The 13,384-nt window shown below is 39.0% G+C and carries 6 protein-coding genes; 2 read left to right on the plus strand and 4 right to left on the minus strand.

Features of this window, described 5'->3' with window-relative positions:
* Positions 1 to 9: 9 nt before the first annotated feature.
* Both AC1RM2_RS16165 and AC1RM2_RS16170 read right to left on the minus strand, forming a co-directional pair.
* Positions 10 to 3,537, minus strand: a complete 3,528-nt coding sequence (locus AC1RM2_RS16165; protein ID WP_492986228.1) for an Eco57I restriction-modification methylase domain-containing protein — start codon at positions 3,535 to 3,537, stop codon at positions 10 to 12.
* 5 nt (positions 3,538 to 3,542) lie between these two features.
* Positions 3,543 to 6,851 carry a helicase-related protein gene (locus tag AC1RM2_RS16170; protein WP_492986229.1) on the minus strand — a complete coding sequence of 1,103 codons (3,309 nt, stop codon included), beginning with the start codon at positions 6,849 to 6,851 and terminating at the stop codon, positions 3,543 to 3,545.
* Positions 6,852 to 7,259: 408 nt separating this feature from the next.
* Between AC1RM2_RS16170 and AC1RM2_RS16175 the strand changes: the two genes are divergently transcribed.
* Positions 7,260 to 8,858 carry a hypothetical protein gene (locus tag AC1RM2_RS16175; protein ID WP_492986230.1) on the plus strand — a complete coding sequence of 533 codons (1,599 nt, stop codon included), beginning with the start codon at positions 7,260 to 7,262 and terminating at the stop codon, positions 8,856 to 8,858.
* Between the two features lie 9 nt (positions 8,859 to 8,867).
* Here AC1RM2_RS16175 and AC1RM2_RS16180 read toward each other — a convergent pair whose 3' ends face one another.
* The gene (locus tag AC1RM2_RS16180; protein ID WP_492986231.1) at positions 8,868 to 10,502 is read right to left on the minus strand and encodes an ABC-F family ATP-binding cassette domain-containing protein; all 1,635 of its coding nucleotides are present in this window, start codon (positions 10,500 to 10,502) and stop codon (positions 8,868 to 8,870) included.
* Positions 10,503 to 10,869: 367 nt separating this feature from the next.
* Here AC1RM2_RS16180 and AC1RM2_RS16185 point away from each other — a divergent pair, with 367 nt between their 5' ends.
* Positions 10,870 to 11,796: a Dyp-type peroxidase gene (locus AC1RM2_RS16185; protein ID WP_492986232.1), complete on the plus strand. Its 927-nt coding sequence runs from the start codon at positions 10,870 to 10,872 to the stop codon at positions 11,794 to 11,796.
* A 307-nt stretch (positions 11,797 to 12,103) separates the two neighbouring features.
* On the opposite strand, the gene AC1RM2_RS16190 is transcribed toward AC1RM2_RS16185, so the two are convergent.
* Positions 12,104 to 13,354 (minus strand): DUF4998 domain-containing protein, encoded by a 1,251-nt coding sequence (locus AC1RM2_RS16190; protein WP_492986233.1) that lies wholly within the window; start codon positions 13,352 to 13,354, stop codon positions 12,104 to 12,106.
* Between the last annotated feature and the right edge of the window lie 30 nt (positions 13,355 to 13,384).

Below are 13,384 nucleotides of genomic sequence, written 5' to 3' on the forward strand. Positions count from 1 at the left end.
AGAAGCTTATTATTCATTTGCGGTGTCATATTTCCCGTCTATTACTTTGAATTTAATGATCGTTTTTATATAAAGGAGATTTGTATTAATCTGGTTACGTGGATCTTTCAAATTTTCAAATACGTTTTTACAAATCTCCATTTTTTCTTCATCAATTAGTTGGTCTGAAAGTTTCGGCCAATTATCTAAAAACCGGATGATTTCTATGCCATGCTCTTTTAATATTTCTGGAAAGTAGGCTTCGTAAATCACACCGTCAAGCACCTGCTCAAAAATAGAGATTAACTGGTCTGAAAGACTATTTAAAAATTGGGTCTTTACGAAAATAATGTAAGAAACAATCGACGTTATTGAATGATGAATTTTTCGTTCATATCTATCGCTGAAATTAATTTTTCTTATGGGCAATTGTTTGACTTTGGATAATTTAACCTGAGCAAATACCCTTCCCTCCTCGTTTACTATTTCTTGATAACACCAACGGAATAATGTTGAGTTAAATAAACCCAAAATGTAAAGTATGTCGTAATCAGATTCTTTAGTAGGAATCAATCCGATTACGCTACCATCAAACCACCTTCTATTTAGATCAACAGCTGCTATAATTTTATCAGATGTTTGGCGAATTAAAAGCTTAGGAGAGCTGTTATATACCGTTTCATTAAAATAAACAATCTCATTTGACTTGACAAAGTTTTTAAAGTCCTTTCTAAAATATCTATCTGTATTTGGCTTGATATAATATTTTTCAAAGTCTCTACCTTTCCAATACATTACAGGTTCGGATCCAATTCTTTCGTTAACAAATATTCTTTTTGCCAAATCACTTTTCGTGCGCGCCTCTTTGCCAACATTAACTCTTTGACATTGCAAGCCCACATCTTTTAGGGTAAAATGATCAAAACTTCCAAACGAAATAATAGGTACAGAAAAGCTTAAGGTAGGCCTGATAAACTCCTTGTCCTGATTGGAGCTAAAGCAATTTTGATAAATTAGAGAGTTTCGGTCTAATTTTTTGAGTAACTCTTCCTTTTTACTTCGTGGCCATTTGGAAATATCATTATATTGAAGTTGAGACTTTTCGACTGTTTTGTTTTTTATAAGAATTATACATGATGGTGCAATGACAGTTTCAAAAATATTTTCTCCAAGATCTACGATAGCAATAATTTGTTTTTTTAAAATCAGAGTTCTAACATCTTTTAATCGTTTCTGACGTAAAATGGTGTTGGGAATTATTAAGGAACTACACGCATTGCTATTACACAACCTTAATGACAAATCAACAAAGATTTTAAAACTATCCGTATGTTCTGAGGTTGCGTCAGGATACACTTGTTTCAACGCATCAAGATCTTTATCAAGTCCGCCTCCCCAAGGTGGATTTCCAATCACTATGTCAAAGCCAATTGACGAATTTAATCGCTCGTTTTCTTTTAACATAGGATTCAATACTTCTGAGAAATCCAACTTCCAATCAAAAAACATAAGAGGCTTTTCAGGATGAGCCCTTAACGCCCTTAATTTTTTTATCGCAGTATTATATCCCGCAAGTTGAAGCGCTATTTCTGTGGTTTTAACAGTTTCTTTTTTTGTTTCTCCAAATAAACTTCCAGTTTTAGCAGTAGTTTGATCATATTTATATTTATCTAATTCGAGCTGACTTATCAATACGTCTATTTTCAAGTCACGGATATCCGCTTGCAATGTTTTCTTATCACCCTTATAACTAAAAAATCGTTTTTGCTTTGCAAACAATTTTTTAAGATTTTCTTGAATCTGTAACTGCAATTTCTTGGTAGCTTCTGTTCGCGCATTTACTTCCCAATCAATATCAATAACGTCTTCTTCGAACTTACTTAATAAGCTGTTGCCAACAACAATTTTATAATCCAAATTAGGCAATGGCTGTGGTTTAACTTCATCTACAACCAAACTCAACCAGAAACGTAAACGGGCAATATCAACAGCACCTGGTTCGATATCAACGCCATAGATACTGTTTTCAATTATACTCAATTTTACTTTAGCTGGGTTCCAGCCATCTTCCAAATCCCAAATTCTTTTAGTAGCATCAAATTCGTAATAAAGAGTTTCAACCGAATGAAAAATCTCTAATAGTACACCCATGGGGAAAGCGCCCGAACCGATAGCCGGATCGCAGATCTTAACATCGCGCAAGGCCTGCAATATAGTTTCATCATGTTCAGCAATTCCGCCAAGTTCTTGGTATTTAATAAATCCTTCAATACCGGCACGCAAATTCTCGTCTGCTTCCGCTTCACATTTAGTACATAAGTATTCAATTAGGCTTTCCTGGCACATGTAGTGCACAATCTCTTTAGGGGTATAAAATGCACCTTTGTCTTTATTATCTTCCAGTAGGTTTTCAAAAATATGGCCCAGCATTTCAGGATCAACTGCTACGGTGTGTTCGTGAGGGCTATCTTCATGAACGGTAAAATTATAGCGATCAAAAAAAACAAAAAGGTTTTTAAATAGTTCAGCCGGAAAAACCAAGAAATCTGTATTGTATGCTTCGGGTTCAAATAAGCCGCCATTTAGAAAAGGAATTTTATATTTATTGTATTCAATCCCATTAAATAAGTTATTGTCAATTGCAAAAAAGTCCCCATCACGCACTTGATTTAGCGTATTATGAAACAATGGTTCTAATACCAGTGGATAAAAGCCTTCCTGATCCTTACTATTATAAAAAAGATTCCTCAAAAAGTCCGGATCTCCTTTGCCCCAGTTTTCACGTTCGGGCACACCAAGCCAGCCTTTCTTTTCTAAAAAGTATAAAAAGACGATCCTGCCGAGCATCTTTTTTACAAAGTCGCGCGCCTTTTTATCATCTGCATTAAAAACGGTTTTGAACTGTTCTGCAGCAATACCTGACACTTTACCTTCTTCATTTTCACCAATTAAATAAGTTAAGAATGCGCCGTAGTGCTTGCGATATTTGTCAAAAAACTCCTTCGACATTTTTTCCACATTGAACGTGTCTTGAAGACTTTTCAACGTTATACCCCTGCCCACAGCTACATCTTCTTGCTGTATATCAGCAAAACGATCAGCAGCGGTTTTGGCCTTCTCGTCTTTCCCAAATAGATAAGTATAGCGCTTCGGATCAGTTTTTAATTTTTCACGTTCGCCGGTTTCAGAGTTACGAGTTGTTACCTCGCTTACGTAACTAAATCTCCATTTGTCGCCTTGGGTAAATACGATCAATGCGGCATCAACATCCGTTTTGTAAACGTTATTTAGTAAATTACGCAAACCCACTTTGTTACGATAAATTTGTTTTACAGCGGGCACATCAACCTCATAAATACCCACCAAATGGCCATTAGAGGTATCAAAAGTTCCTAATTCATAAGCCACAGCGTCAAAATCATTTTGCGTCACAGAGACTTTTACAATAGGGTTTTCTCGTAGTGTATTTACATTAAAATTTTGCCTTAATATTTTATACCAATCGTCGCGGTTGTATTTAGCCTCTAAAATAGGTTTAATCTGTTCTGAATTTAACATTTGATTTATAAAGTAAAGGTTTCGGATATTATTATAGCGGGCTTGTCAGTAATAGTTAACGGCAGTTCAGGTTGCTCATCATCGTTATCTTCATTCGCTTGGTGGCCATACTTAACTGCGTAGGTCATCATCAGATTATGGGCTTTGGCCGTAGATAGCTGATTTTTATCGCATTTTAAACGTATTTGATTAATTTCGGTAGCTAGATTTGTATATGTGCCAGTTTCAAGCAGGCTGTAAAGCAATTCGCAAGCTTTTCTAAATTTATCGTCGGTGCTGGCTGCTTTTTCTTCCCTTATAAATTTCTTTGCCTGATTAGTTTTAGCATCAGCTTGCGGGCCTGACAGGGCATCTGCCGACTGCGTAAGCAAGTCTTCCTCAAATTTTCTTACAGCCATTTGTACCTGTTGATGATGGTAGGACGGCAATTTATCGGCAGCTAACTCATTAGGTTTGGCTTCAAAAATCTCTGCTGCCTCGACAAAACTTAGAGGTTCTATTTTTTTTTCACCAATTTTAAAAAAGTCCATTTTGTAGTCCGATTTTAAAAACACTAAAGTTTGCCCCTTAACTTGTCGTTTGTTCGCTTGGTCTGTGTCGCGGGCCGTTCTGGCTCTCAACGGCAAACGGGCTATGCGCTTAAACTCCTTTTCGTTCTTATTTCTAAAGTCCCTAATAAATTCAAGATATTTTAATCTTTTGTCTTCTTCTTCCGGTAGCCCTTTTATGTGTAAAGTAACTTGCTCCAACACCTCCTCACGAGTATATACTTGGGCATCTTCACCATAGGCAGAATGGAAGCCTTGCAGCTTAATGTAAGCGTTGTTATAAAGGCTAATTAATGCATCACTCTCACGGCTTGGGTAAAATGAGTAATTGTATATTACATCGGCTGTACTGCCAATACGGTTAACCCGACCAATCCGCTGCATCAAACGGGTTGCGTTCCAGGGTGTGTCGTAATTAACCAATACATTAGCCCGATGTAAATTAATACCTTCTGCTAATACCTCAGTTGTAATTAGATATTTAATCTCATCGGCTTGTTTACCCGGTAAATTAGCATCAAAATTACTTAGAATCCGATGTTGCATAGACTTACGGTTATCAGCCGAAATCATTAAAGTTTGCTCTTCGTAACCCCATTGGCTAAATTCTTTAAAAAGATATCTTGCTGTGTCTTTTGATTCAGTGAAAATTACCAACTTACCTGATGGGTTATAGTCCTTCCTTAATAGTTCCTGATTTAATAATTTTTTAAATACGTCTATTTTAGGATCGGCATGTGTTTTTTTCCATTGTTTACAAATAGTATCTATTGCTACAAGGTCATCCTTTAATAATGCTAAAAATTTATCATCAAAGTCCTGCGGCACAAATATTTGATTTTTGGGATTATCTATCGAAAGTTCTAACACCTTCTCATCAATTTGTTCTTCGTCCCAACCCTTGTTCATTAAATCATTTATCTGAGCATCGGGTGCGACATAGATTTTCCCCTTCTCAAACATTTCTATCATCCGCGCAGTGGAAAGGTGAAAGCGATCCAAGGAAATCTTAAAAGCATCAAAAGAACTTTCCAACCGTTTCACCAATTGGGTCATCATGATGTATGCAAGGGTTTTTGATGCTGTTTCCGCCTGCGTATAATATTTTTTTTGAATCTCGGGCAGAAGATGTTCTATCGCCCTATATCTATAATAAGCGATTTTATTAACCAAATAATCAATTGTGTTAATAAACAACTCTCCCAATTGGGGGCCGAGTTTATATTCTATTGATATTGGCGGATTAATTGCCGGAAATTTGATTCCTTGTTCGTCCAGATCCTTTTTATAAGCACCGTATGATTCAACGTCAGTTCGAGTACGTCGTACTGTAATCGGTTGTAAAACTTTTTCGCGAATAAGGCCATATATTTTTCTCAATTCACCAATGTCAGGTTTTCCGGTAACCTTCGCTGCTGCTAGTACCTCTTTATATTTTTTTATTAGGGGAGCAAAGAAACCTTGCAAATTAGTTACAGGAAGTGTTGATTTTCGGGCATCAGTAAATAATTGGAGTTGGTAGTAAATATCTTCCGGTCGGTTATTTAAAGGTGTAGCTGAAATTAAAATCACCTTTTTTCGCAATCCTAATACATTACCCTCAACTGCACGTGGAGTTTTACATATTAGTTGAAGTTGCTGAAACATTTGAGCCTTATGATTTCTGAATTTATGGGCCTCGTCGACCAATATTAAATCATAATCCTCTTTTGGCCAATAGTCATCGTTTTTGTGTTCAATTATTTTATGCAAACTTCCATTGCTAATATAACGAACATGTTTGTCGAGGCCAAATTGGCTAAAAGTACTTTTCCAATTTTGCTCTAAATGCGGAGGATAAACTATTAATATTTTTGTATTTAATGTACCGTTTGATATTAAGAACCGTTTAGCAACTAATGTTGCAATGATAGTTTTACCTAAACCAACGACATCGGCCAACATAAAACCATTATGCTCCAGTAGCATGCTGTAACCTTGATTAACGGCATCAATCTGATACGTTAGTTTTTTAAAATTTTTAGGAAGATCTCCAACCGAATCAGGGTCGTACTCAATATTTTTCCCAAAATATTCAATTAATAGTTTAATGTAAATTTCGAATGGTTTATATAATTGTCCAATGTGGCTACCATCTTTAACACGATTTACATCAATAGGCAAAACATCTTCACCTTCTTCCCAAAGTTTTTGGAACTCTGATTCAGCGAAAGCAACTTCTTCATAATCTCTAAGCGCAACGTTAAATTCATAATTGCCTTCATTTTTTATTCCTAACCCTGCATCGGTCAGATTTGACGAGCCAGTAATAACCTCACCTCCACTATATTCATTGAAGTTCTTCGGTAAAAAAATGTAAATTTTAGCATGAAGCTTTTTTGTCTTATGTACTTTGATGTGTATCTTTTTATCAATAACATCTTCCATAAAAAGCATTATACCGTCTTCGACTTCTTTACTATATTCAGCCTCACGTATGTCCTGGCGCATCAATTTAACAAACTCTTCTCGCGTACGTTCGGGATCGCCAAAAAATAACAAACCCCTTCGTTTAGATTCGGCACTTATTTGGTCTACGTTAATACCGACTAATATTTTTACCTCAGGTACTTTGTGTAAATGTTCGCGAATGGGGAAATAGCCAGACGCCCGAAAATAGCCTACTACTGCATGAAAAGCATAAATATCAGCCATGTGCTCAACGGCTCCTTTAAACTTTTTAAATAAGCTTTTCTCTTCTCGATTTGTAAAAAACTTTGTTGGCATTAATAAATTATAACCTTAAGGTAAATGTCTAAATTGAAATTATGGAAAGTTAAGCAATAATAAGGTTTATAAAACATTATCATCTATTGATCGAAAATGCGATAGAGATAAAAGGAATAAAGGTTGCCATACAAATTTTCATACAATCTTTTAGTTACTCATTTTTCACTTATTTTTATAAATGAACAAAATGTCTTAAAATAGTCTCGTAACCCATGTACTGGCTATTTGCTCCTTTTTACAACATTATACAAATGAAATGTTACAAGAGAGATTCGTCGGGACCACTCAGAGCCCGGTAATTAACCATAATTACCGGGCTTTTTGCGTAATAGAGGAACGTTGTAAATACCTTTAATATATGTTAATTTCGGCAAACGTGATTTACGTTACTATGATACCTACCATATGAAAAGCCCCATCAAAATGCTTACAATTAAAGCAGTATGCTTTCTTTTGTTTTATTTGTTTAGCGCGCCGTCCATAGGCCAGGTCAAATGGCCGGCTAATCAGTTGCTTCCGTCTTTCCCAGCGCCTGCAAAGGTTCAGGATTTTATTACGCTTCGTGAAAACTCTCCTTACTCTTCGGCAGAAATGTACCTGTTTGCTTCGTTAAAGGGCATCGTAAACAAGACTAAGCCACGTATATTCTCCTATGAGGGTGATGCTTTCGCCGAAGGGCCGCATACCTGGTTGCAATCCCTGGGTTTAAGCTGGTCTGAACCTGCAGACAAATGGGATTTGATTGCTAAATACCGGAGCGAAATTTCAGGTTTGATTGTTTATGATCCCGCGCAGGAACATACAATTAACCTGGCCACGGTAATTGCAAAAAGTAAAGGCGCACTGATTGCCTCGCCGTTGTTGCTGGCCAAATTAACTGCTCCCCCTTATAATTTGCCCGTGTTACTTGATTTGCAGGGGAAATTTAGCAGTAAGCTGGAAGTTTATCAATCGCTATATGATACATATTGGCCAAATATTGATCACCGTTTATTAATGGGGCTAAACCCTAATGCGCATAAAGCAGCCCTTCGTGAGTATGCGGTAGCGTTGGGCTCGGCAGTAGTATGGCTCGATCCTGACGTAGCCGGTGAAAGTGAATTGCTAAACAAATTTCTATCCTCAATGTCTCCCGGGGCTATCTTTATGGGCTGGTGGCCACAGGAAGGACCAGGGGTGCAAAGGGCCTCAAAATATGGTATTGCAACCGTTGCAAGTGATTGGTGCTCTAACCTAACGGTACACAGTGGTACTTCCAGAAATGTAAAAATAAAACCAATCCCTCCCAGGCCAGCGCTTAAAAATAAAATTTATGTTGCATTTATATTGAGTGACGGAGACAATTTGCAGTTTACAGAACATTTGATGCGCAAGCTTTGGAATAATCCGGACCGGGGTGCCGTTCCAATGGGATGGACAGTGTCGCCTGCTATGTTGGATGCAATGCCGGGTGCACTTAATTATTATTGGCAAACTTCCACCAGCAATGATAACCTGATTTCGGGTCCTTCCGGCTATGGTTATACTTACCCTAATACGTGGACAGATGAAAACTTGCTGAAGCAGTTTGTTGCTAAAACGGAAGATTATAACGCCCGGGCCGGTTTAAGGGTAATCACCATTTGGAATACGATTACTGGTGGTATTAATGCTAATGTCGGGAACATCTATGAAGGCCAGGCAAAATCCTTGCTTGGTGTAACTGCCCAGAACACGGGAGGCGGGCTTACTATTTATAACGACAGCCTACCGGGAATGGCGCTTACCTGTAACTACTGTACAAATGAACAGGCTATGAAAGATCATATCGCCCGGGCTTCCGCCGGTTGGGACAAAACCTCGCCACGTTTCATGATCATACAGGCGCAACCCTGGCAGGGTGTAACGCCAACAAGTTTTAAAAATGTGGCTAATTCACTTAATGAAGATTATGTAATAGTGCGTCCAGACCACATTTTTCAACTTATTCGTGAGGAAAAGGGTATTTCAATTAATCCTAAATAGCGGTATCATTTAGCTTTGCTCAATTTGCTTTAAGCTATCCATTTTCTTGTAGGCTAAAAACCCTTTGATATCCTCAAAATGTTCGCGAACGCGTTTGTTGCCAAACTCGAATACCTTTTTTACAAGGCCGTCCAGGAAATCCCGGTCGTGCGATACCAAAATCAGGGTTCCATCAAAATCTCTCAGGGCATCTTTGATAATATCCTTGGTCTTCATATCCAAATGGTTAGTTGGCTCATCCAGGATCAACACGTTTACAGGCTCCAACAACAGCTTGATCATGGCCAGGCGAGTCTTCTCGCCGCCCGAAAGTACTTTTACCTTTTTTGTGGTATCGTCGCCGCTGAACATAAATGCTCCCAACAAATCTTTAATCTTTATTGTGCCATCACTTAAGGGAATCTGGTCAATGGTTTCAAATACTGTTAAACTTTCGTCTAACAAAGAAGCCTGGTTTTGGGCGAAGTACCCGATCTTTGCATTGTGACCTACTTTTAATGTTCCTTCAAAATCAATCTCGCCCATGATGGCTTTGATCATAGTCGATTTGCCTTCCCCATTTTTACCAACAAAAGCCACTTTTTCGCCACGCTCAATAACCATTGCTGCTTTCTGGAATACTACGTGGTCGCCATAAGTTTTTGTCAGCTCCTCAACCATCACCGGGTACTGGCCAGAACGAGGCGAGGGTGGAAACTTCAATCGTAAGGCCGAAGTATCTACCTCATCAATCTCGATGATCTCGAGCTTTTCGAGCATTTTTACACGCGATTGCACCTGTAATGTTTTGGAGTAGGTGCCTCTGAACCGATCTATAAATTCCTGGTTATCGGCAATAAAACGCTGTTGTTCCTCGTAGGCTTTTAATTGGTGCACCCGGCGGTCGGCACGCAACTGTAGGTAATGACTGTATTTGGCCTTATAATCGTATATTCTGCCCATCGTTACCTCGATGGTCCGGTTGGAAACATTATCTACAAAAGCACGGTCGTGCGAGATGACGATGACCGCTTTTGCCGAGGTGATCAGGAAATCTTCCAGCCATTGTATACTGTCGATATCCATATGGTTTGTAGGCTCATCAAGTAGGATCAGGTCTGGTTTTTTTAATAGAATTTTGGCCAGCTCGATGCGCATACGCCAACCGCCCGAAAACTCGGCAGTTTGGCGGGTAAAGTCTTTGCGTTCAAAACCTAAGCCTTTTAGCACCTTTTCAACCTCCGCATCATAGTTAACCTCCTCCTGCGAATAAAATTTCTCGCTTAGTTCCGATACCCGTTCAATCAGCTTCATGTAATCATCGCTATCGTAATCGGTACGGATAGTGAGCTGCTCATTCAACTCATCCAGCTCTTTTTGCATCTGGTTGGCCTCTTCAAAAGCTTTCATCGTTTCTTCAAAAACGGTAACGTTATCGTGGGTGAGCAAATGCTGTGGCAAATATGCTATTACCGCGTCTTTGGGGCCGGTTACATTGCCGGTAGTAGGTTTGGCCGCGCCGGCAATGATCTTGAGGATGGTGGATTTGCCTGCGCCGTTTTTACCCATCAGGGCAATCTTATCGTTCTCGTTTATGGAGAAGGTCACGTCGTTGAATAAGGTGGTTCCGCCAAATGAAACGGAGATGTTGTTAACATTAATCACAGTATGGGAATATTGAATTGTGCGCAAAGATAACGGAAAGCATAGAATTATGGCAGGAATAAGAAGGGATGCTATCGCGCTATTTTTGAAGTTCCGGAAATCTATGCAATCGTGCTTAATTTGCAAAAGGCAACATTAATATTTGGAAAATATTTTTGAAATGACCATATCTATGTAGAATTTTTGCAATTAACGGCACAATGTAACCCACCATAAAAGGACCCTGGGTTTCCGGCCTCATGACCACAAAAGGAAATATCATCAATAAAAGATCTCATCTTTTATCAAAAATTGTAATAGTCATTCTGTATTAAAGCAGCCGGGATTTTTTATTTTCGTAACTCACAACAAGGATATATTATAGCCGATGAAACCAGATTCGCAGAATGTAACAGACTACACCAATGAAAATACCATATTTATGGTTTGGGAGTTTAAGGATAACCCGGCGGTTGGCGATACTTTTAAAAAGCTTTGCAAGCTGCTTATCAATCTTAATAATTCTGCCAATGTGCGTTTCCCGGTTTCCAGGGCAAGTTGTGTAATGGGTATTGGGTATGATGCCTGGCTTCGGCTTCAGCTCCCGGTTCCCTTACCTAAAGAACTGGCGACTTTTGCTCCCATTGTTGGCGCCAAACATACTGCGGTTTCTACCAAAGGAGATTTGCATTTTCATATCAGGGCCGATACTACAAGCATATGTTATGATATGGCATCGGCAATAACAGATGTTTTAAGCCCCGTGGCCGTCAGTACCGATGAAATTCATGGTTTCAGATATTGGGACAGCCGTTCCATTTTGGGTTTTGTTGATGGTACAGAAAACCCGCAGGGCCCGGATAGGGAACTTTTTAGTATGATAGGGGATGAAGATTCTGTTTATAAAGCAGGAAGCTACCTTTTTGTACAAAAATACATCCATGATTTAACAGCCTGGAAAGGGCTGTCGACCGAACAACAGGAAAAAGTAATTGGCCGCTCCAAATCAAATGATATAGAAATGGATGACGATGTAAAACCTTCAAACTCGCATATCGCCCTTGCCAATGTTGGCGATGAGCTTAAAATTGTTCGTGATAATATGCCTTTTGGCAATATGTCGGCCAATGAGATGGGTACTTATTTTATAGCTTATGCAAGCACATTCAGTACCGTTAAAAAAATGTTGAATAACATGTTTATTGGCTCGCCCGTTGGAAATTACGACAGGATATTAGATTTTAGCACCGCCAAAACAGGTAGTTTGTACTTTGTGCCCACATTTAATATGATAGATGATTTTTCGTCGGAATAAAATCCCGTAGGCTCTGGCGGAAGAAAGCTATCCGTGGCTGATTATTATCGTCCAATGGCACATTATGCTTAGTAATAAAATTAAAAAAAAATGATTTTTAGCGGTATCTTTAACTATGTGTAACACTGCTAAAGGAGATACAAGTGTCATATTTTCAGTTTGTTCCGGTAACGTCACATCCAACAATAAGGTTGGCCAATGCAACAACAAAACGAAAGACAACTATTTGGCGCTTGGAATAGATAAAATAAAAAGCCGCCCCATATTTACATATGAGACGGCCTTTTTGTTAAGGGGAATTAGGAGTTTAGTTTTTATATAATTTGATGTTAAACACCTGGAAATAGCTGCCTGGGTTGCCATTGCCAACAATGTTTCCTAAAAATCCAATTGATACCACCTGCGGGGTGGTAAGTGTAAACGTAAAGCTTCTTACTTCCCTTGAATTTGGGCTCGTTCCGCCTACGTTGGCGCTATTGTACATACCAACATACCCTAATGCGGTAGAAAGGTTGGCAAGTACCGGGAGGCCGTTTCCGCCTGCCGCGGCTATACAATAAACAGAAGAATTGGACTGAACTTCTGAATAGGCATCAAATGATACAATATAATCGCCTGCAGGCAATGCCGAAGACGTAGGCTGATAAATGATACCGTTTACTACAGGTGTATTGCCCCAGGTTTCCCAGTTAATAACTCCTCCGGCATCTGAGCTATAGCCGCCGTTAACACCATTGTCTTTATTTTTAGCAGCTGCATTGGTAATCCATGGCGCGGCAAGTGTTCCCCATCTTCCATCAAAGGTAGCTCTTTGAAAAGAACTTGATGTATTTGATAAATATATGCTGGTTACCTCGGCCTTTACACTATGGCTTTGGTAATCTACATAAAAAGTATCAATAGCCGTTTTGTTTGGTTTAAAAGCTGTGCGATAGCTAATAGAGCTACCTGCTTTAAATTTAGGCAGGGATGTGCTTAAGCCTGATGGTACCGATGTTATTAAGGTATCGTGTTGCTTGCTTGCAGCATCGGTATATTTAATTTGCATCGAAATTAAACCGTCATCAGCATTAACATCGGCCCAGTTAATCAGGGCCGATCCGTCTGTTTGTAATTCGGCCTTGGCTATGCCGCGGTTAATGAGCGAGCTTTGGTACAGGCTGCCATATACGTTGCCGGCTAAGGTAACCGGGATAGATATGTGCCCTGCATTATCATACGTCCGGATCTCGAAGGTCATGACACCCTCGGGTAAACCGGGGATATATAGCCTCGCCGTATCAACGCCCGATGTACGGGTTACCGGTGTAACTATCGAATCCTGTTTGCTGTTCCAATACACCGTGTACTTAACAATTTTGGGATCGGATGTAAAAAGTCCGGTTAATAATACCCGGTTTTTTCCCGAAAAAACCTGTACCGAGTCGAGCTTGCCCGGGTATATGATAGCGCCGTTGGGCTCGTATTTTTTTTTGTAATCATCCATTTTAGTGCAGGCACCCATAACAAATGCCGTTAACACTAAAATGAAGTATGATGTTATTTTATAATGTTTCATAATCAAAATTTAATTGAAAAAATGCTTGCA

This window comes from Mucilaginibacter sp. GW822-FHT03E02, from assembly GCF_058801545.1.